The sequence below is a fragment of the Acidovorax sp. GW821-FHT09A11 genome (assembly GCF_059418365.1).
On record NZ_JBWKPS010000005.1, the window covers coordinates 413,705 to 434,907 of the forward strand.

Here is a 21,203-nt window from a genome sequence, read left to right on the forward strand (position 1 = left end):
GAAAGAAGGCACTGCAGGGTGCGGAATGCACGCCACAGGCCGGCCAGATTGTGGCATCCCGGACAATAGGCCCATGTCGGACACCACCCATTTGCTCATTCCCTACGCCGCCAGCGCCTCCCCGGGATGCCAGCAAGCCCTGCAGGGCCTGGCCCTGCCCCACCTGGACCGGCTTCTGGCCCGGCTCAGCCCCCATCCCGCCCAGAGTGACAGCGGCGAGGAAACAACCTTCTCCGCCCCCCACGAACGCGCCCTGGCGCGCGCCCTGGGCCTGCCTGCGCAGGACGGCCGCATCCCCTGGGCCGCGTGGCACCGCCACCAGCAGGGCCAGCCCACCGATGGAGCGGCCTGGGCCTTTGTCACGCCCTGCCAGTGGCAGGTCAGCACCGACCACGTCACGCTGCGCGACCCTGAACTCCTGGGACTGGACGAGGCCGCGTCGCGCGCGCTGCTGGCCATCGTGTCCCCCTGGTTCGCCGAAGACGGCATCACCCTGCACTACGACCAGCCCACGCGCTGGCTGGCCCGCAGCTCGCTGTTTGCCCTGCTTGCCACCGCCTCGCTGGAACGCGTGCTGCTGCGCGACGTGCGCGCCTGGATGCCGGATGCGCGCGAGGCCCGCACGCTGCACCGCCTGCACAGCGAGATGCAGATGCTGCTCTACACCCACGCCTTCAACGACGAGCGCACGGCGCGCGGGCTGCCGGTGATCAACTCGTTCTGGGTGCATGGCACCGGCCCCCTGCCTGTGCCCGCCCCCACCTCCGCCACTGCGCCGACGGTGCCCACCACCCTGCGCGGCGCGGCGCTGAATGAAGACTGGCGCGCCTGGGCCGCCGCCTGGACCGCGCTGGACGCAGGCCCCGTGGCCGGCCTTCTGCGCAAGGCCGAAGACGGCGTGCCGGTGCAACTGACCCTGTGTGGGGAGCGCAATGCGCTGGCCTTCCACAGCGCGCCCCGCACGCTGGCCCAGCGTTTTCAAAGCCTTTTCAGGCCCCAGCGCTTTGCAGAACTGCGCGAGAAGCTATGAAAATAGTAGCAAGAGACATCCCCCCCCGCGCCGCCTGGGCGCTGGAGCAAGCCGGCGTGCACCCGCTGCTGGCCCGCCTGTATGCCGCGCGCGGCGTGCGTGCCAAGGACGAGCTGGACGACGGCCTGGGCCGCCTGCTCCCTCCCTCGGGTTTGAAAGGCATTGACACCGCCGCCCGCCTGCTGGCCGACGCCATGGCGCAGAACAAGCGCCTTGTCATCGTGGCCGACTACGACTGCGACGGCGCCACCGCCTGCGCCGTGGGCGTGCGCGGACTGCGGTTGCTGGGCGCGCAGCACGTGGACTACCTCGTGCCCGACCGCGTGACGGACGGCTACGGCCTCACGCCCCCCATCGCCCGGCGCGTGGCCGAGCGCGGCGCCGACGTGCTCATCACCGTGGACAACGGCATCGCCAGCGTGGACGGCGTGGCCGAGGCCAAGGCGCTGGGCCTGCAGGTGCTCGTGACCGACCACCACCTTCCCGGGCCCGAACTGCCGGCGGCCGACGCCATCGTCAACCCCAACCAGCCCGGCTGCGCGTTTGAGAGCAAGTCCATGGCCGGTGTGGGCGTGATGTTCTACGTGCTGCTGGCGCTGCGGGCCGAGCTGCGCGCACGCGGAATCTTTGATGCGCCGAGTGCCGCCGGGCCGCCCCAAGGCGCGAGCGCCCCCCTGGGGGGCAGCGAACCACACGTAGTGGGGAGCGTGGGGGCGCACCAGCCCTTGCAACCCAAGCTCGACCCGCTGCTCACGCTCGTGGCGCTGGGCACCGTGGCCGATGTGGTGAAGCTCGACGCCAACAACCGCCGCCTGGTCGCCCAGGGCCTGAAGCGCATCCGCGCGGGCCAGATGCCCGCAGGCATCGCCGCGCTGTTCCATGCCGCAGGCCGCAAGGCCCCGGTGGCCACCACGTTCGACTTTGGCTTTGCGCTGGGCCCGCGCATCAATGCCGCGGGTCGCCTGGCCGACATGACGCTGGGCATCGAATGCCTGCTGACCGACGACGCAGGCCGCGCCGCCGAGCTGGCGGGCCTGCTCGACGGCATCAACCGCGAGCGCCGCGAGATCGAGGGCGGGATGCGCGACCAGGCCATGCTGATGGCCGAGAGCCTGTTCCAGGAAGACGAGGAGCCGCCCCCGGCCATCAGCGTGTTCGACCCCGACTTCCACGAAGGCGTGGTGGGCATCGTGGCCAGCCGCATCAAGGACAAGCTGCACCGCCCCACCTTTGTCTTTGCCGCCAGCAGCGCGCCGGGCAAGGAGCACGAGCTCAAGGGCTCGGGCCGCTCCATCCCCGGCTTTCACCTGCGCGATGCGCTCGACCTGGTGGCCAAGCGCCACCCGGGCGTGCTGCTGAAGTTCGGCGGCCATGCCATGGCGGCGGGCTGCACCGTGGCCGAAGAAGCGTTCGAGGTGTTCGAGCGCGCCCTGGCCCAGGTGGCGCAGGAGTGGCTCGATGCCTCCACCCTCACCCGCCGCATCGAAACCGACGGCCCCCTGGCCCCCGAATACTGCCGCGCCGACATGGTGGACACCCTGCACCACGAAGTCTGGGGCCAGGGCTTTGCGCCGCCCACGTTCAGCGAAGAAGTGCAGATCGTGAGCCAGCGCCTGGTGGGCGAGTCCAAGAACCATCTGTCGATCAAGCTCATGCACCAGGGCAACCCGGTGGATGCCATCTGGTTCGGCCACACCGAGCAACTGCCCGCGCGCGTGCTGCTGGCCTTCCGCCTCGATGTGAACGAGTGGAAGGGCGAGCGCAAGGTGCAGTTCCTGGTCGAGGGCGCGCAGCTCTGAGGACTGCGCACACGGGTCACTGGCGGCGCTGGCGGATCACCGTCACCGGCTCCCCGCCCTGGCCCCAGTTTTCGGGGTCCACTTCGTCAATGATGACCGTCACGGTCTCGGGCCGCTTGTCCAGCACCTGCTGCATCAGCTGGGTGACGCCGGCGATGAGCGCCGCCTTCTGCGCGGCCGTGGTGGGCAGGTCGCGCCGGGCGAGGCGGATGTTGACGAGGGGCATGGGCAAGTCCTTTTCGGGGGTGCGCGGAAACGAACGGCGCACAAGGCGCCACAGGAACCAAGGCAGTGGGGGCAGCCTTCATGGAGAAGGCGGCAGATGGCGCGATGAAATGGGCCGCCCGCGCACGGCTGGGAAGCGCTGGAAGCTATCTATTTAGCAGCAACCAGCCCAACCCAGTGGCGGCCGTCAGAAGCTCTCCCAGTCGTCATCGCCGCCACGGGAAGCCGCCGCCGGCGGTGGCGCGGGCCGGGCCGCCGGGGCCGCGGGCGGCGCAAGCCGGGCCGGGGCCGGTGCTGGAGGCCGTGCAACGGCGGGTTTGGCCCCCGCCACGCGCGGGTGGTGGGTGGCGGCCACCTTGGCCGCGGCCGGCCGGGGCGCGGCAGCGGGCGCCGGGCGGGGTGCTGCTGGCGCGCGCACCGCGACCGCGCCCACGTTGAACACCGACACCACCTCGGCCAGCCTCTGCGCCTGGTCGCGCATCGAGGCCGCCGCCGCCGTCGACTCCTCCACCAGCGCCGCGTTCTGTTGCGTCATCTGGTCGAGGTGCGTCACCGCCTGGTTCACCTGGGCGATACCGTCGCGCTGCTCTGTCGAGGATGCCGTGATCTCTCCAATGAGGTCGCTCACCCGCTGCACGCTCGCCACGATTTCCTCCATGCTCTGGCCCGCCTGCGCCACCTGGGCCGACCCCGATTCCACGTTCTGCACCGAGGCGCTGATCAGGGTCTTGATTTCCTTGGCCGCCTCGGCGCTGCGCCCGGCCAGGCTGCGCACTTCGCTGGCCACCACCGCGAAGCCCCGGCCCTGCTCGCCCGCGCGGGCCGCCTCCACCGCAGCATTCAGCGCCAGGATGTTGGTCTGGAAGGCAATGCCGTCGATGACGCCGATGATGTCGTTGATCTTGCGCGAGCTGTCGGTGATCTGCTGCATGCTGGTGACCACCTGGCCCACCACTTCGCCACCGCGTGCCGCCGCCTGCGCGGCCGTTCCGGCCAGCTGGTTGGCCTGGCGCGCGGTGTCCGCCGACTGGCTCACCGTGGCCGTCAGCTCTTCCATGCTCGCCGCCGTCTCTTCCAGGTTGGAGGCCGTCTGCTCCGTGCGCGCCGACAGGTCGTGGTTGCCGTTGGCGATCTGGATCGACGCCGACGAGACCGAGTCCACCCCCGAGCGCACCTCGCTCACCACGCCGCGAAGGCGTGCCGACATGGCCGACAGCGAACGCAGCATGTGGCCGAACTCGTCCTTGCGGACGGATTGCAGTTCCTGGGTGAGGTCGCCCGCCGCGATGGCGTCGATGGTGTTCACCGCCTCATCCAGCGGAAGGGTGATGGAGCGCACCAGCTTCCAGGCCAGGAACAGCCCCACGGCCATCAGCACCAGCGAGGTGATGATTCCCCAGATCGCGTATTCCACGCGGCGCGCCGAGGCGTCGGCGCGGATGGCGTCGCGGCGCGTCTCGAGCGTGGCGACGAAGTCGTCCTGCGCCTTGAGGTATTTGGTGACCAGGGGGGCGAATTCGTTGTCGGCGAACCGCTGGGTCGCCACGGCGTCGCCGGCGCCCTTGAGCTCCCAGGTCTTGGCGGTGGCCGCCAGCACGGCCTTGCGGGCCTCCAGCACCTTGTCCAGCGCAGCCTTTTCCTCGGGGGCGGTGGCCGAGGCCACGATGCCTTCCTGCACCTTGTTGATGTTGCCGATGATCTCCTTGACCTTGGCGCCATACTGCTCGGCCAGCACGGCATCCGTGGTCACGGCGCCGCCCATGACCATGGTGACGGCCGTCTCGGTGGCGCCGCGCCAGCGCACGGCGGCGGAGATGCGCCCCTCGATGTCCACGACGGCGTCGATCGCCGAGGACATGGAGCTGTTGGCCCGGTTCTGGGCAAAGCCCGAGAGCAGCAGCATGCCGATCATCAGGCCCAGAAATGCGCCCCACAGCTTGCGGGAAACGCGGATATTGTCGAGTTGCATGGGTTGTTCTTCCTCGTGGATCTGTAGTGTTTTCATGCAAGGCGAGGTTCGCCAGGGAAACATCCGATTACATCAGCAAACAACCCATAGCCTACGCCAGCCCGGCGCGCCGCCACGCCAGCACCTCACCGGGAGAAACCCGCATTCCCCACCGGCGGCCACGCGGGCGCACGCCGGGCACGGACCGCGAGCGGCGCAAGCGGGGCACAGAGGTGGAACGGGGGAGGCAAGAGTCAGGGCCCAGGGCCCCGGGCACCTGTTCTTGCAAAAAATGCCTCCAGCGCTTGCTGGTCAAGCGCCTTAAGCTATTATTTTGATAGCAATCAGTTCGGCAGCGGCCAGGGCCTCCACCCCGGATCAGAAGCTTTCCCACTCATCGTCGTTGCCTCCCGAGGTGGCGCGTGGCGCCGGTGGGTGAGATGGTGCCGGGGCAGCCGCCCTGGGGGCGGCGGCCGGCGCGGGGGAAGACAGTCGCGCGGCCGCTGGCGCCTTGGCGCTGGCCGCGGGCTTGCCGCTGGCACTGGTACCCACGCGGGCCTTGGCGGCGGGGGCGGGCCTCGGCGCCATGGCGGGTGGCGCGGAACGGGCGGGCGCAGCGGGAGCCCGGCTGGCCACGGCCCCCACGTTGAACATGGCCACCACCTCGGCCAGCCTCTGCGCCTGGTCGCGCATCGAGGCCGCCGCCGCCGTCGACTCCTCCACCAGCGCCGCGTTCTGCTGTGTCATCTGGTCGAGGTGCGTCACCGCCTGGTTCACCTGGGCGATACCGTCGCGCTGCTCTGTCGAGGATGCCGTGATCTCTCCAATGAGGTCGCTCACCCGCTGCACGCTCGCCACGATTTCCTCCATGCTCTGGCCCGCCTGCGCCACCTGGGCCGACCCCGATTCCACGTTCTGCACCGAGGCGCTGATCAGGGTCTTGATTTCCTTGGCCGCCTCGGCGCTGCGCCCGGCCAGGCTGCGCACTTCGCTGGCCACCACCGCGAAGCCCCGGCCCTGCTCGCCCGCCCGGGCCGCCTCCACCGCAGCATTCAGCGCCAGGATGTTGGTCTGGAAGGCAATGCCGTCGATGACGCCGATGATGTCGTTGATCTTGCGCGAGCTGTCGGTGATCTGCTGCATGCTGGTGACCACCTGGCCCACCACTTCGCCACCGCGTGCCGCCGCCTGCGCGGCCGTTCCGGCCAGCTGGTTGGCCTGGCGCGCGGTGTCCGCCGACTGGCTCACCGTGGCCGTCAGCTCTTCCATGCTCGCCGCCGTCTCTTCCAGGTTGGAGGCCGTCTGCTCCGTGCGCGCCGACAGGTCATGGTTGCCGTTCGCGATCTGGATCGACGCCGACGAGACCGAATCCACCCCCGAGCGCACCTCGCTCACCACGCCGCGAAGGCGGTCTGACATGGCCGACAGGGCCCGCGTGAGCATGCCCAGCTCGTCCTTGCGGTCGTCGTGGATGTTCTGCGTGAGGTCGCCCGCCGAGATGGCCTCGGCCAGGGCCACCGCGCGGTCCAGCGGCGCCGTGATGGAGCGCACCAGCATCGCGGCCAGCAGCATGCCCAGCAGCACCACGGCGACGGCTGCCACGGCACCGATCAGCACCAGGTTGCCGCGCGTGTCGTGCGCCGCACGGACGGCTTCGTCGCGCTGGCTTTGCTGCGCGGCCACGAACTTGTCGATGGCCTCCAGGTAGGCCACGGCCTTGGGGCGGTAGACGTTCGCCAGGTACGCCTGCTTGGCCGCCGCATCGCCCGCATCCGTCAGCTCCTTGAGCTTGTCGGTCTGGCCCCGGATATCCGCACGCGTGGCCGCCACCTGCGCGAGCGCCGCCTTGTCCTCGGGCGAGACGGAGGTCTTGTTGATCTTTTCCTGCACCGGCGTGATGCGCGCGGTGAGCGCGGCCACCCGGGTGTCGAAGTCGGCCTTGAGCGCCTGGTCGGTGGTGACGAAACTCGCCATCGACATCGTCACGGCCACCTCGGCCAGGCCGCGCCAGGTCACGGCGGTGGTGATGGCGGCTTCGTATTTTTCCACGGCCTCTTCGGTGGACGCCGTCACCTGCCGGCCGTACCACTGGGTCCAGATGGCCGAGACCAGCATGAGCGCCAGAAGGCCCAGGATGACGCTCCACATCTTGTGGGACACGCGCAGGTCGTTGAATTTCATGGTTGCTCCTTGGAACGCCTACGATGGTCTGAAAGGACTGCCCGGCACATGGCCCCGGCCGAGGTTGCCGGGCCGCCGGACGCAATGCCCCTGACTGCAGTGTTGCTGGGTTCGGCAAGGCACGTTATCGGTACAAGCCCTAAAATGGCCTCGTGACAACCATACTCAACGCCGACCTGCACTGCCATTCCGTGGTATCCGACGGAACCATGACCCCCGAGGACTTGGCCGCGCGGGCCAGGGCAAACGGTGTCGAGCTGTGGGCGTTGACCGACCATGACGAAATCGGCGGCCAGCACCGCGCCCGCGCAGCCGCCCACGCACAGGGCATGGCCTATCTCACGGGTACCGAGATTTCCGTCACCTTCGCCGACACCACCGTCCACATCGTCGGCCTGGGGTTCGACCCCGACGACGCGCAGCTGGCCCAGGGCCTGGCCGCGACCCGGGGCGGGCGCGGCGAACGCGCCAAGGACATGGCGCAGCAGCTGGCCCAGGTGGGCATCCAGGGCGCGTATGAAGGCGCCCTGCAGTTCGTGGGCAACCCGGCACTGATCTCGCGCACGCATTTCGCTCGCTTCCTGGTGGAAACCGGGGTCTGCAAGGACACCTCCGAGGTGTTCCGCAAGTTCCTCACCGAAGGCAAGCCCGGCTACGTGCCGCACCGCTGGGCGTCGCTGGGCGACGCCGTGCGCTGGATCACGGACGCGGGCGGCATGGCGATCATTGCCCACCCGGCGCGCTACAAGTTCAGCGCCAATGAGGAATTCGCGCTGTTTTCCGAGTTCAAGACCCACGGCGGGCGCGGGGTGGAGGTCGTCACCGGCAGCCACAGCGCTGCCGAATACGTCACCTACGCCGGCATGGCGCAGGAATTCGGCCTGGCCGCGTCGCGCGGCAGCGACTTCCACAGCCCCGATGAATCGCACACCGACCTGGGCACTCTGCCGCTGCTGCCCGGCGCGCTGACACCCGTGTGGGAGCTGCTGTCCGACCGCATCCTCCATCCGGCCAACGCCTGAGGCGCACCCGTTCATGGCCCAGTATTTCGAAGTCCATCCCGACAACCCGCAGCCCCGCCTGCTCAAGCAGGCGGCGGCGCTGCTGCAAAAGGGCGGCATCGTGGCCGTGCCCACCGACTCCAGCTATGCCCTCGTCTGCCACCTGGACGACAAGGACGCCGTGGACCGCCTGCGCCGCATCCGCCAGGTGGACGACAGGCACCACCTCACGCTGCTGTGCCGCGACCTGTCGGAGCTGGCCAACTATGCGCGCGTGGACAACCGGCAGTACCGCCTGCTGAAGCTGGGCACGCCCGGCCCCTACACCTTCATCCTCGAAGCCACCAAGGAAGTGCCGCGCCGCGTGAGCCACCCCTCGCGCAAGACCATCGGCCTGCGCGTGCCCGACCGCAAGGGCCTGCAGCTGCTGCTGGAGCTGCACGGCGCCCCCTTGCTGGCCACCACGCTGATACCCGCTGGCGAGACGGAACCGCTGAACGACCCGCAGGAAATCCGCGAGCGCTATGAAAAGCTGGTGGATGCCGTGGTGGATGCGGGCGCCTGCCCGCTGGAGCCCACCACGGTGGTGGACCTGACCCCCATGGGCACCGGCGGCGAACCCGAAGTGATGCGCGAAGGCCGGGGCAGCTTGAAGGCTCTGGGGCTGTAAAAACTGCAGGCCCCGGGGGCCCGCCCGGCGCCCGCGCAGAGCGGTCTTGAGGATCGGCAAAAGCGCCTTTCAGGCTACCGCGCCCAAAAACCGGCGCTGCCAAAACCAGCGCCACCATGGAACTGGCTCCGCCAGGCCACCGGTGGCGTCCCCCTGAGGGGGAAGCGGCGCCGCCGCTCAGGGGCTACAGCTTGAACGCACCCACGGCCTGCTCCAGGTCCCGGGCCTGCGCGGTGAGCGAGGTCGCGGTGGACACGGCGCTCTGAACCAGCGCGGCCGTTTCCTGCGTGGAGCCATCCATGTGCGACACCGCCACATTCACGTGGCTGATGGCCTCGCTCTGCTCGCGCAGGGCGATGGAGATTTCCCCCAGCAGCGCGCTCACCTGGCCCACGGCGGTCACGATTTCGGCCATGGTCTTGCCAGCCTTGCCCACCTGGCCGGCGCCGCTCTCCACCTGCTCCACCGACGCGCTGATGAGCGCCTTGATCTCGCGCGCGGCGACCGCGCTGCGCTGGGCCAGGTTGCGCACCTCGCTGGCCACCACCGCGAAGCCCCGGCCCTGCTCGCCCGCGCGGGCGGCCTCCACGGCGGCGTTCAGCGCCAGGATGTTGGTCTGGAAGGCAATGCCTTCGATGACCTGGATGATGTCCACGATCTTGCGCGAGCTGCCGCTGATGGCCTGCATGGTCTGCACCACCTCGCCCACCACGGTGCCGCCGTGCTCGGCGATGGCCGAGGCCTTGACGGCCAGGCCGCTGGCGGAATGGGCGCGCTCGGCATTCTGGCGCACGGTGGCGGTCAGTTGCTCCATGCTGGCCGCCGTTTCGGTCAGGGAGGACACCTGGTCCTCCGCACGGCGGGACAGATCGGTGTTCCCATGGTCGATGTTCACCGCGGAGGCGCTGATGGCATCCGCATCCTGCTTGATGCGCGACACCAGGTCGGTCAGCGTGTCTTCCATGGTGCCCAGCGCCCCCAGCAGCCGGCCGAAGTCCCCTTCCAGGTCCGAACTGAATTCCTGGCTCAGGTCCCCCGAGGCCACGGTTTCGGCGATCAGGATGGCCTGGTTGAGCGGGCTGACAATGCCGCTGCGCAGCGTGAGAAAAGCCACCAGCGAGAGCGCGAACACCGCCAGCCCGCCGCCCACGATCCAGCCGCGCGCGCCTTGCAGGTGCTCCTGCGCCTGCGTGGCCTTGGCCGTGCGTTCACCGTCCGCGGCGGCGTTGCTGGCCGTGGACACCGCGCCGCGGTAGGCGTCTTCGGCCCGGCCGATCCTGGACATCGCCATGCCCATGGTCAGCGCCACCAGCAGGGCGATGCCCCCGAACGCAAGAATGAGGCGGGTTCCGATTTTGAGGTGATCCAAGGGCACGGGAATGTCTCCGAAAGGGGTCTGCGTAGTATGAGTGTGGGCCAGAGCGCAAGAAAAGGGCTGGACGCGAGCCCAACAGATGCAATTCGTTACGCCATGCCACATGCTATCAACGATTTGTCCGCCACTCCCGATCTTGTCGTACCACTGGCCGCCACGCGGTCCGGCCGGCCCCTCCTCCCGCGCGGCCCGGGACCCATGCCACGCGTCTGAGACAATCGACAGGTGGACATCTCCAATCTCATCCAAACCGTTCTGATCTACGCCCTGCCGGTGCTGTTCGCCATCACCGTGCACGAGGCAGCCCATGGCTACGCCGCGCGCCACTTTGGTGACAACACCGCGTACATGATGGGCCGGATCACCCTCAACCCGCTCAAGCACATCGACCCGGTCGGCACCATCCTGATGCCGCTGCTGCTGTACTTCGCGACCTCGGGGGCCTTCCTGTTCGGCTATGCCAAGCCCGTGCCGGTCAACTTCGGCAACCTGCGCAACCCCAAGAAGCACATGGTGTGGGTGGCGCTGGCGGGGCCCGCCTCCAACTTCATCCAGGCCATCGTCTGGGCCGTGCTGCTGGTGTCCCTGGTGGGCTTTGGCGTGGACGAGCGCTTCTTCATCGAAATGGCCCGCGCCGGGGTGCTGGTCAACCTGGTGATGTGGGCGTTCAACCTGTTTCCGCTGCCTCCGCTCGACGGCGGGCGCATCCTGGTGGGCCTGCTGCCCTGGAAACAGGCCCACATGGTCTCGCGCATCGAGCCCTGGGGCTTCTTCATCGTGATGGGCCTCGTGATCGCGGGCGTGGTGGGCACGCTGTGGCTGCGCCCGCTGATGTCGCTGGGCTACGGCGCCATCAACCTGCTGCTCACGCCGCTCACCGCCTTGCTGCGCTGATCGCCTTTTCTCCCCCTTTTTGCTGACACCGTCTCCATGAGCACCACGCGCTTTCTCACCGGCATCACCACCACGGGCACGCCCCACCTGGGCAACTTCGTGGGTTCCATCCGCCCGTCCGTGGCCGCCAGCCTCACGCCCGGCGTGCAGAGCTTCTACTTCCTGGCCGACTACCACGCGCTCATCAAGTGCGAAGACCCGGCGCGCATCCAGCGCTCCACGCTGGAGATCGCGGCGAGCTGGCTGGCCGCAGGGCTGAACCCCGAGAAGGTCACGTTCTACCGCCAGTCCGACATCCCCGAGATCCCTGAACTCACCTGGCTCTTGACCTGCGTGACCGGCAAGGGCGTGCTCAACCGCGCCCACGCCTACAAGGCCAGCGTGGACAAGAACACCGCCGCCGGGCGCGAACAGGACGACGGCGTGACGGCCGGGCTGTTCATGTACCCCGTGCTCATGGGCGCCGACATCCTGATGTTCAAGGCCCACAAGGTGCCCGTGGGCCGCGACCAGATCCAGCACATCGAGATGGCGCGCGACATGGCTGCGAGCTTCAACCACCTCTACGGCGAGCACTTCGTGCTGCCCGAAGCCGCCATCGACGACCACGTGGCCACCCTGCCGGGGCTGGACGGCCGCAAGATGAGCAAGAGCTACGACAACACCATCCCGCTGTTCAGCTCGCGCGAGCAGCTCAAGAAGCTCATCGGCGGCATCCTGACCGATTCGCGCGCGCCCGGCGAGCCCAAGGAGGTCGAAGGCTCCGCGCTGTTCCAGATCTACCAGGCCTTCGCCACGCCCGCGGAGACCGAGGCCCTGCGCAAGGCCTACGCCGACGGCATCGCCTGGGGTGATGCCAAGAACACCCTGTTCGAGCGCGTGGACCAGGTGATCGCCCCCATGCGCGCGCAGTACGAGGAACTCATCCACAACCCCGCGCGCATCGAGCAGACCTTGCTGGCCGGTGCCGAACGCGCCCGTGCGCTGGCCACGCCGTTCATCCGCGAGCTGCGCGCCGCTGTGGGCCTGCGCAGTCTGGCCCAGGCCACGGCGGCGCCCAAGCCCGCCAAGGCCGCGAAGACAGCGCTGCCTTCGTTCAAGCAATACCGCGAAGCCGACGGCAAGTTCTACTTCAAGCTCGTGGATGCAGACGGCCGCCTGCTGCTGCAGAGCACCGGCTTCGATGCGCCCAAGGAAGCCGGCCAGGCCATTGCCCAGCTGCAAAAGGACAGCACGGCGCTGCAAACCCTGGCCCCGCGCCTGGCACCAGTGGACGGCGTGCAGGCCGCCGAGGTGGCTGCCGCCCTGCAGGCCCTGGCCGAGGCAGCCGCTGCGGCGTAAGCCGGGCACTCTGGCCGCGCCTGGGCACTGCAAGGAAATGCTCTTTTTTTCATAGCAATCAAGGCTCATGGTGATTGCGCCCGGGGCCTGAATAGGTAAAAAATGGCGCCGTGCGCCGTGTCTTGACGGCTACGAGCATGCCTGGCGTGCGGGCATGTGCGTAAACTGGGTTCCCTGATCTGCTCGGGAGACTTCCATGAAACTGCTGTGTGCCTCGGTGTCAGTGCTGGCCTTGCTCGCCGGCTGCAATGCGACCAACCCCCATGGCCCCTCGGGTCCCATGGCCTCGGGCCGCGACCGCACTTTCAGTGTGCCGGTCTATGGCCCAGACACCTCCCAGGCCTACGCCGCGGCCAGCCGCGAATGCCAGCGCATGGCCCTGCACGCCAAACTGCTGCGCAACGACGGCTCGCGCCTGGTGTTCGAATGCGTGAGTGAGTTGCAGGACAAGCCTTGAGGCCACGCGCCCACGCCGCCCCATTGCCGGCATCACCGGCATTGCCGTCAGTTCGCCGTGGGGCGCTGATAGTGGTGGTGACTGCGCTGCTGGCCGGCTGCCAGCACCCACCGGCAGCGCAAGACGCGCGCCCCGCCACGGCCCCCTGGGTCAACAGCCTGGGCATGGCCTTTGTCCGGGTACCGGCGGGTAGCTTCTGGATGGGTGGCGTCCCGCCGCTCGAGACCCTGGAAAAAGCCTTCCCGCTGCTGGAGCGCCAGCGCTTGACCGACCTGGCAGACGAGTCCCCGGCCCACGAGGTGCACATCACCCGCGCCTTCTACCTGGGCCAGCACGAGGTCACGGTGGGGCAGTTCCGGCGCTTTGTCGACGCATCCGGGTACCAGCCCGAGTCCGAGGCGGACGGCACCGGCGGCTATGGCTACAACCCTGCCTACGACCCGGCCACCACGCGGCGCGGCGATGCGTTTGAGGGCCGCGACCCGCGCTATTCGTGGCGCAACCCCGGCTTCGCGCAAGGCCCGGACCACCCGGTCGTCAACGTGACCTGGAACGACGCCCAGGCCCTGGCCCGGTGGCTGAGCCGCACCGAAGGCCATCGCTACCGCCTGCCCACCGAGGCCGAATGGGAGTACGCCTGCCGCGCGGGCACCCGCACCCGCTACCCCCACGGCGATGACCCGCAGGGGCTGCTGCGCACCGCCAATACCTTCGACCAGGAGGCCGCCCCCCTGTGGCCCCGCTGGCGGCAGCACGCGCTGGAGGGCAGCGACGGCCACGCCTTCACCGCGCCCGTGGGCAGCTATGCGCCCAATGCCTTCGGGCTGCACGACATGCTGGGCAATGCCTGGGAATGGGTGTCGGACTGGCACGGGGACACGTACTACGCACAGTCTCCGCACGACGACCCGCAGGGGCCCGACGAAGGCTCGGTGCGCGTGCGCAGGGGAGGCTCGTGGCACACATGGTCGTTCTACGCGCGCTGCGGCTACCGCAACTGGAACAGCCCGCAGACCCGCTACACCCTGGTCGGCATGCGGCTGGTGCGCGAGATTGCTCCAGAGTCCCGCCCCTTGGCCCCCGACCGCTGAACGGCGCCCGCCCCTCCCCGTCCCCGGCGCGCCACAAACCGTCAACAAATGTCAACTTGCTGACGGCACCGCGTGCCCGCCCCCTCGGAGGCGGTGGTTCTCGCAAATAATCCGCAATTGCATTCTCGACGGGGGAAACCATGCGCATAGCCGCGTTGGACGACGATGCGCTCCAGCTGGATCTGATCAAACAGGCCACGGAGGCAATGGGCCATGTCTGCCACACCCATCTCAATGGCGCGGACCTGCTGCGTGAAATGCGCCGCGAAACCTTTGACCTGCTGATCGTGGACTGGCACCTGCCAGACACCACCGGGCCGGAAGTGGTGCGCTGGGTGCGCAAGAACGTGGGCACCCAGTTGCCCATCCTGTTCGTGACGCACCGCCAGGAAGAGCGCGACATCGTCGAAGGCCTGGGCAGCGGCGCGGACGACTTCATGGTCAAGCCCGTGCGCATCGGCGAGCTCAATGCCCGCGTCTCGGCCTTGCTGCGCCGCGCCTATCCGGACAATGCGGGCGGCGTGGTGGAGTTCGGGCGCTACCGCTTCCTGTGCGAGACCCGCTCCATCGAAATCGACGGTGTGCCGGTGGAGCTGAAAAACCGCGAGTACGATCTCGCCCTGTTCCTGTTTCAGAACATGGGCCGGCTGCTGTCGCGCGACCACCTCAAGGACATCATCTGGGGCCAGGTCGCGGATGTGATGTCGCGCTCGCTGGACACCCACATCTCGCGCCTGCGCACCCTGCTGGACCTGCGGCCTTCCAACGGTTTCATCGTCTCGGCGGTCTACGGCGTGGGCTACCGTTTTGAAGCCGTGGAGGCCCAGCGAAGGGCCTGACCCGAACCACCTTCCACGGCCCCCAGAGGGCGCCGTGGCCTGCCCAGCCGCCCGAGGCGGCACAAAGGAGATCTGACTTGGCAACGATGAAAGGGCGCGTCCGCTGGACCCTGGGCGCCACCGCGGCACTCACCCTCGGCTTCCTGGCGAGCCTGGTGCCCCCCCGCGCCGAGGCCCGCTCCGCCACGCCCCAGGGCGACGAGATTCCCCACACCGTGCAGGCAGGGGACACGCTCGAAGGCCTGGCCAGATCCTATCTGGCCGCCCCCCACCAATGGCCGCTGCTGCAGGCCCGCAACAAGGTGGCCAACCCCCGGCGCCTGCAGCCGGGCTCGGTGGTGTGGATTCCGGTGCACCTGCAGCCTTCGGAGCCGGCCACCGTGGAGTTCGTGCACGGCATGGCCACCGGGCAGGCGCGCGCGGATGCCGCGCCGGAGCCCCTTGTGAAGGGCGGCCGGCTCGATGAAGGCGCCGTGGTGCAGGTCGGCCCCGATGCCTTCGTGGCCGTCAAGCTCGCGGATGGCACGGTGGTGCGGGTCCAGGCCCATTCCGAGCTGCAGCTGCGGCAGCTGCGCCGGCGAGGGCGCGCGGGCAGCCTGCAATCGGTGCTGGAGATGCGCAGCGGCGCGGTGGAGTCCTCGGTGCCACCCAGCGCCGAGGCGTTTCGCCGCTTCGAGCTGCGCACGCCGCTGGCCGTGACCAGCGTGCGCGGCACCCATTTCAGCGTGGCGATGGGCGACGCCGGCCAGACCACCGCCTCGGTGCAAAGCGGCTCCGTGGCGGTGCAGCCGCGCCCGGGCGGTGCCGCCCCCGCGCCCACCGGCGCCATGCTCGCGCCGGGCCAGGGCCTGGCCGTGGCGGCCGATGGCACCGTCGGCGCCCCCCGGCCCCTGCTGGCGGCGCCCGACACGTCGGGCGTGCCGGCCACGCTGGGGGATGCGGGCCTGCTGGCCATCGACGTGCCCGCGCTGCCCGGCGCGGTCCGCTACGAGGCCCAGGTGGCCCGGGACCCGGATTTCACCCAGGTGCTGCGCCACGGCCGCTTCGCGGACGGCCAACTGCGCTGGAAAGCCCTGGAAGACGGCAAGTACTACCTGTCCGTGCGCGCACTGGACGATGCGGGCATCCCGGGGCTGCCCGCCGTGCTGCCCTTCGCGATCAAGACGCGCCCCGTGGCGCCGCTGTACCAGCAGCCCGCGCCCGGCGCCGTGGTGGTCAGCGGCACGGGCGAGCTGCTGTGCACCCACGTGCCCGGCGCGCGCTGGTACCGCGTGCAGGTGGCCGGCAGCGCCCAGTTCGCCCAGCCGCTGCTCGATGCGCAGCGCCTGGGCGAGTGCCGCCTGCCCCTGGGTGCCCTGCCCGCGGGCAGCTACTTCTGGCGCGTGGCCAGCCTGCTGGAACTGCCCGATGGCCAGGCCGACCAGGGGCCGTTTGCACCGCCCCAGCCCTTCATGGTGGCGGACCGCCCCGCCACCCTGTCCCTGCAGTCGGTGCAGGCACAGGAAGGCGACACCGACGTGCGCCTGCACTGGCCTGCGCTGCCCGGCCAGCGATTCCGCCTGCAGCTGGCCGGTGCCGGCGACCTCGCATTCGACAAGCTCGTGCTCGACACCCTGCTCGATGCTCCCGAATGGCGGGCCGGCAACCTGCCCGCGGGCAGCTACCTGGTGCGCATCCAGGTGCAGGATTCCACGGGCCTGCAAAGCGACTTCTCGCCGCCACGCCAGATCCGGGTGGGTTCAGGGGTCAGCACGGGCACCGGCCTGCCGGTCTCCACATCGAACGGCCAGCCCGTGGGGCGGCCTTGAGAGCCCGCCCGCGCCCCAGCCCGGCACCGCGCCCGCAGCCCAGGGCACGGAGAGGCTGAGCCGATGCGGACCGCCGGACGGACCCGGGGCCAGCAGCGGCGCCTGGAATGGAGCCTCCTGTCCATCGCCCTGCTGGGGCTGGTGGCGTGGCTCAGCACCGCCGACAGCCTGAGCCGGGTGAACCACCTGGTGCAGGACGCCGGCCTGCGCCTGATCTCCCGCCCCGCGCACCCCGACATCGTGATCGTGGCCATCGACGACCCCAGCATCGCGGCGATCGGCCGCTGGCCCTGGCGGCGGGCGCTGCACGCGGAACTGATCGCGCGGGTGTCGGCCCAGCAGCCCCGCGCCATCGGCATGGACGTGCTCTTCAACGAGGAGGACCTGGACTACCCCGGCGACGACGTGCTGCTGGCCGACGCCATGCAGCGCAGCAGGCGCGTGGTGCTGCCGGTGCTGCGGCGCGGCCATGGCCCGGCCGCCGACACGGCCGACCTGCCCTGGCCCGCGTTCGCGGATGCCGCGGCCCGCCTGGGCCACGTGCACGTGGTGCCGGACAACGACGGCGTGGTGCGCAGCCTGTACCTGCAGGAAGGGCCGGCCGCGGCGCCCTGGCCCCACTTCAGCATGGCGCTGCAGTGCGTGGCGGACCCCGCCCTGGCGCACTGCGCCGCCCCGCGCGCCGGGCCGGGGAACGCCGAGCCCGCGCGCATGGCGGCCCCCGGCCCATGGCAGCGCGCCGACCGCACCCTGATTGCCTACGCTGGCGGACCGGGCCACTTCACCACCTACTCGTACATCGCCGTCTTGCGCGGCCAGGTCCCCGCGGATGCGTTTCGCGGCAAGTACGTGCTCGTGGGCGCGGCCGCCGCCGGCCTGGGCGACATGTTTGCCACCCCCATGAGCCAGCAGTCGCGGCTCATGCCCGGCGTGGAGGTGGTGGCCCAGGTGCTGGACGGCCGCCTCTCGGGTGTGCGGATCCAGCCAGCCGCCCCCGCCCTCAACACCTTGTTCAACCTGGCCCCGGTGGCGGGCGCGCTGCTGGCCCTGCTGCTGGTGGGGCCGTTCATCGCGTTGCTCACCAGCGCGGGGCTGGGGGTGGCCACCCTGCTGCTGAGCGTGGCCCTGCCCTGGTGGGTGGGCCTGCAGTTCGCGCCCGCCGCGGCACTGACCGGGCTCGTGCTGGCCTACCCCCTGTGGAGCTGGCGCCGCCTGAGCGCGGCCGCCCACTTCCTGCGGCTGGAAATGGAGCGCCTGCAGCGCGACGGCCTGTCGATGCGGCTGCAGCCCCGCACGGGCGATTCGGGCGATTTCCTGGAAAAACGCATCAACGCCGTGGAGCGCGCATCCCGCCAGCTGCGCGACCTGCACCACTTCGTGAGCGAGAGCCTGCAGCAGCTGCCCTCGCCCACCATCGTCTGCGACCCCCAGGGGCGGATCCTGCTCACCAACGTGGCAGCGCGCCGCCACGTGGGCGGAGACCCGCTGGTGCCGCTGCAGGGGCAGTCCGTGGTCGACCTGCTTCACGACCTGGTGCAGACCGGCACCGGGCAGCCGCTCATCACGCAGGACAAGCTGCTCAACCAGTGCATGCCCGAACAAAGCGAAGGCAGCGACGCCCAGGGCCGCAGCCTGCTGGTGCAGTGCAGGCCCTTCACCGACCTGGCAAAGGCGGGCTGGTTGATGACGCTGGTGGACCTCACCGAGATGCGGCGCGCACAGCTGCAGCGCGACCAGGCGATGAACTTCATCTCGCACGACATCCGCACCCCCAATGCCTCCATCCTGACGCTGCTGGAAATGCAGCGTGCCTACCCCGGCCGCATGCCGGGCGACGAGCTGATGCTGCGCATCGAGCGCTATGCGCGCGCATCCCTGGGCATGGCGGAAAACTTCGTGAAGCTGGCCAGCGCCGAGACGCAGGAATACCGGATGGCCCCCCTGGACCTGGTGGCGGCGCTGGCCGAAACGGTCGACGACATCTGGGCCCTGGCCCGCGACCGTGGCGTGGAGGTCACCATCGCCGCCGCGCCGGAGACCGCCCCCGCCGTGGGCGACCGCGCCATGCTGTGCCGCGCGCTGGCCAACGTTCTGCACAACGCCGTCAAGTTCAGCCCCGAAGAAGGCGTGGTGCAGTGCTCCATCGTGCAGCGGGGCCGCCATTGGGTCGTGTCGGTGCGCGACGAAGGCCCCGGCATCGCCCCGGAACTGCAGGGCCAGCTGTTCGCGCCGTTTCGCCGGCTGCATGACCGCAGCCACCCCGCCATCGGAGGCGTGGGGCTCGGGCTGGCGCTGGTGCACACGGTGATCCAGCGCCACGGGGGGACACTGGAAGTGGACAGCGATGCGGGGCGCGGGGCGGAGTTCAGGCTGGTGCTGCCGCTGCGGGCATGATGACCGATGCAGGCCGGCAGCCCGGAGGTTGCCAGGCTCCAGTTTGCTACACATTCAATAGCATATCGCGCTTGTGCATCAAGCGCCATCGGCACTTTTTGCTCCTGCTTGCCAGCCTCTTCCCCGGCGCATCCGCCACCTGCCAGTTTCTGGGCTGGGCACGCCGCGCCGCGCATGCGGGGCCGCGGGAGGGGCTTTCTTCAGCCCGTGCCCCCCGCATCCTGCGGTGTCGGCGCCTGGGGCAGCGCAAAGCTGAAGGTGGCGCCCGCGTTCAATGCGCCGAGAGCCCACACGCGCCCCCCATGCCGCACCACGATCCGCTGCACAAAAGCCAGGCCCACCCCCGTGCCAGGGAACTCCTCGGCGGTGTGCAGCCGCTGGAACAGTTCAAACAGCCGGTCCACCCTGGCCATGTCGAACCCGATGCCCTGGTCGGTCACCTGGTAGACACATTCACCACCGTCCCCGCTGCCGGAAATCTGGATGTGCGCGCCCTGCGGGCCGCTGTACTTGACCGCATTGGAGATCAGGTTCACCCACACCTGCCGGAGCAGGGCCCGGTCGCCCCAGCCTTCCGGCAGCGGCGCCACCGCGAACGCGGCATCGCGCCCCGGTCCGGTGTGCCGCACGTCCGCGATGACCTGCTCGACCAGGGCATTCATGTCGACGCGGGCAGGGTGCATGGGCTGGCGCCCCAGGCGTGCGAAATCCAGCAGGTCGCGGATCAACTGCCCCATCTTTCGCGCGCTGTCGTCGATCACCTTGAGCATCCGCCGCGTTTCCGCATCCTGGTGGCTGTCGGAACGCTCGAGCAGCATGCCCGCGAACCCCTGAATCACGCGGACGGGCGCCTGCAAATCGTGCGATATGGAATAGGAGAAGGCGTCCAGCTCCCGGTTTTTCTCCACGAGTTCCGCCGCCTGGGTCTGGATCTGCCGCCGCTTTTCTCGCTCCGCCTGGTAGGCCGCCGCCAGCCTTGCGTGGAGCATCGTGTTCTCCACCAGAAGCACCGCCAGCAGCGCCGTGGAAGCCATCAGCCCGTACAGGCGTCCGGCGTAGAAACCCAGGTCGAAGCGTCCGCCGTTGAGCACGGCGGAGAGCGCGATGTCAAACAGCCACGCGCACATGGTGACCACGAGCAAGAGGTCCAGCGCCACCAGCGGCCTGCGCCGCAGGAGCAGCAGCAGCGCGACCACGCTGACGCCCCAGACGGTGGTGACGACGGCCAGCATGGTCGGCGTGTACCGGCTGCCCTGCATGATCGGTGGCAGCAGCGACTGCCCCACGGTCGCCAGCGCAGTGAGGGCTGCCACGGCCGCCAGCACGGCGGCCACGCTGATCCCGGTGGAAAAAAGAAAACCCGCTTGCGCGGGCGCGGCTTCGGGCTGACTGGCCGCCGCTGGCTTGCTCAGCGCGTACCCAATCACCGCCGCCGGGAACCCGGCGTGCCAGAACATGTACAGCCAGGCAGTGCTCTGCGGCCCCGCGCCCAGCCAGCCGCCCTCAGCGACCAGGCCCGGAAACGTGAGCGCGTGCGCGACCGCCACCAGGGCCGTGAACAGGTACCCGCAGGCCAGAACGCGCAGGCCCGCATGCCCCAGGATGCGGTACTGGCCCCACAGCATGACCGCGGTGATCAGATCGCTCAGCACCAGGGCGGATTGATAGGCGGGGATGAACGCGCCCATCTTTGGCAGGGGCAGCTTGGCGAAGGGCATGGCCGCCAGAAACAGCACGGCCGACACGACAACGGCGCCCAGGGCCCAGCGCCGTCCCACGGGGCCCGCGGGTGCCATTGCCAAGAAAATCGGTCGCTCTGGAGTGGTTGCCTCGGTGCCCATGGTGGTTTTTGCACACGTCGAATGCCGCAGAAACGCCAGGAAAATCCCTGCCCGGCGGCGCGGCGCTCCATGCCCGGACAAGGTCCATCATGGCCCAAGGCGCCCAGAGTGCAAAGAAAAAGCGCTCTGTACGGACCCGGGGTTCCGCGCAAGGCCATGCACCGCGCGGGCACGCGCCCGGCGGCGGGCCCGCACAGTTGCTTTTGCGCCCGCTGGGCGGCCTGCAGGGCCATTGCGGTTGACGCGCATCCACGCCAGCAGCAAAATTCATACACCACAGTTTCAATTTTTTACAAATACGCACCTGTT

At 69.6% G+C, this 21,203-nt stretch carries 16 protein-coding genes; 11 read left to right on the forward strand and 5 right to left on the reverse strand.

The features are described 5' to 3' along the window. Window positions 1–73: 73 nt before the first annotated feature. A complete protein-coding gene (locus AC07PV_RS16305) occupies window positions 74–1,030 on the forward strand; it encodes a phosphoglycerate mutase (RefSeq protein WP_494630774.1) in 957 nt (318 codons plus the stop codon). Further along, on the forward strand, window positions 1,027–2,829 hold the full coding sequence (recJ, locus tag AC07PV_RS16310; protein ID WP_492245914.1) for a single-stranded-DNA-specific exonuclease RecJ: 1,803 nt from the start codon (window positions 1,027–1,029) through the stop codon (window positions 2,827–2,829). Before AC07PV_RS16305 ends, recJ begins: the two co-directional genes overlap by 4 nt. A gap of 16 nt (window positions 2,830–2,845) precedes the next feature. Here the strand turns inward: recJ and AC07PV_RS16315 are convergent, their stop codons facing one another. The 3 genes from AC07PV_RS16315 to AC07PV_RS16325 all read right to left on the reverse strand — a co-directional run bounded on the left by AC07PV_RS16315 (window position 2,846) and on the right by AC07PV_RS16325 (window position 7,183). Then, window positions 2,846–3,055, reverse strand: a complete 210-nt coding sequence (locus AC07PV_RS16315) for a tautomerase family protein (protein WP_218295774.1) — start codon at window positions 3,053–3,055, stop codon at window positions 2,846–2,848. 186 nt (window positions 3,056–3,241) lie between these two features. After that, window positions 3,242–5,023, reverse strand: coding sequence for a methyl-accepting chemotaxis protein (locus AC07PV_RS16320; protein WP_218339975.1), 1,782 nt, complete (start codon window positions 5,021–5,023; stop codon window positions 3,242–3,244). A gap of 357 nt (window positions 5,024–5,380) precedes the next feature. Next, window positions 5,381–7,183 (reverse strand): methyl-accepting chemotaxis protein, encoded by a 1,803-nt coding sequence (locus tag AC07PV_RS16325; RefSeq protein WP_494630776.1) that lies wholly within the window; start codon window positions 7,181–7,183, stop codon window positions 5,381–5,383. Between the two features lie 152 nt (window positions 7,184–7,335). Between AC07PV_RS16325 and AC07PV_RS16330 the strand changes: the two genes are divergently transcribed. Both AC07PV_RS16330 and AC07PV_RS16335 read left to right on the forward strand, forming a co-directional pair. Further along, complete coding sequence (locus AC07PV_RS16330) at window positions 7,336–8,205, forward strand: 3',5'-nucleoside bisphosphate phosphatase (protein ID WP_218295777.1); 870 nt, start codon at window positions 7,336–7,338, stop codon at window positions 8,203–8,205. A 13-nt stretch (window positions 8,206–8,218) separates the two neighbouring features. Further along, a complete protein-coding gene (locus AC07PV_RS16335; protein ID WP_218295778.1) occupies window positions 8,219–8,854 on the forward strand; it encodes an L-threonylcarbamoyladenylate synthase in 636 nt (211 codons plus the stop codon). 184 nt (window positions 8,855–9,038) lie between these two features. Here the strand turns inward: AC07PV_RS16335 and AC07PV_RS16340 are convergent, their stop codons facing one another. Continuing rightward, the gene (locus tag AC07PV_RS16340) at window positions 9,039–10,229 is read right to left on the reverse strand and encodes a methyl-accepting chemotaxis protein (RefSeq protein WP_369643118.1); all 1,191 of its coding nucleotides are present in this window, start codon (window positions 10,227–10,229) and stop codon (window positions 9,039–9,041) included. 225 nt (window positions 10,230–10,454) lie between these two features. On the opposite strand from AC07PV_RS16340, the gene AC07PV_RS16345 reads away from it, so the two are divergent. The 7 genes from AC07PV_RS16345 (at window position 10,455) to AC07PV_RS16375 (ending at window position 19,053) form a co-directional block, all read left to right on the forward strand. Continuing rightward, the gene (locus AC07PV_RS16345; protein WP_218295780.1) at window positions 10,455–11,123 is read left to right on the forward strand and encodes a site-2 protease family protein; all 669 of its coding nucleotides are present in this window, start codon (window positions 10,455–10,457) and stop codon (window positions 11,121–11,123) included. 36 nt (window positions 11,124–11,159) lie between these two features. Beyond that, complete coding sequence (locus AC07PV_RS16350; protein ID WP_218339971.1) at window positions 11,160–12,464, forward strand: tryptophan--tRNA ligase; 1,305 nt, start codon at window positions 11,160–11,162, stop codon at window positions 12,462–12,464. A gap of 196 nt (window positions 12,465–12,660) precedes the next feature. Next, window positions 12,661–12,921, forward strand: a complete 261-nt coding sequence (locus tag AC07PV_RS16355) for a hypothetical protein (RefSeq protein ID WP_218295782.1) — start codon at window positions 12,661–12,663, stop codon at window positions 12,919–12,921. A gap of 164 nt (window positions 12,922–13,085) precedes the next feature. Continuing rightward, window positions 13,086–14,012: a formylglycine-generating enzyme family protein gene (locus AC07PV_RS16360; protein ID WP_218295839.1), complete on the forward strand. Its 927-nt coding sequence runs from the start codon at window positions 13,086–13,088 to the stop codon at window positions 14,010–14,012. A 140-nt stretch (window positions 14,013–14,152) separates the two neighbouring features. Then, entirely contained in the window at window positions 14,153–14,851 is a 699-nt protein-coding gene (locus tag AC07PV_RS16365) for a response regulator transcription factor (protein ID WP_218295783.1), read from the forward strand. A gap of 86 nt (window positions 14,852–14,937) precedes the next feature. After that, window positions 14,938–16,659, forward strand: a complete 1,722-nt coding sequence (locus AC07PV_RS16370; protein ID WP_494630795.1) for a FecR family protein — start codon at window positions 14,938–14,940, stop codon at window positions 16,657–16,659. 63 nt (window positions 16,660–16,722) lie between these two features. Next, window positions 16,723–19,053 (forward strand): CHASE2 domain-containing protein, encoded by a 2,331-nt coding sequence (locus AC07PV_RS16375; protein ID WP_494630777.1) that lies wholly within the window; start codon window positions 16,723–16,725, stop codon window positions 19,051–19,053. Between the two features lie 200 nt (window positions 19,054–19,253). On the opposite strand, the gene AC07PV_RS16380 is transcribed toward AC07PV_RS16375, so the two are convergent. Next, entirely contained in the window at window positions 19,254–20,849 is a 1,596-nt protein-coding gene (locus AC07PV_RS16380; protein ID WP_494630797.1) for an MASE4 domain-containing protein, read from the reverse strand. Window positions 20,850–21,203 lie beyond the last annotated feature (354 nt).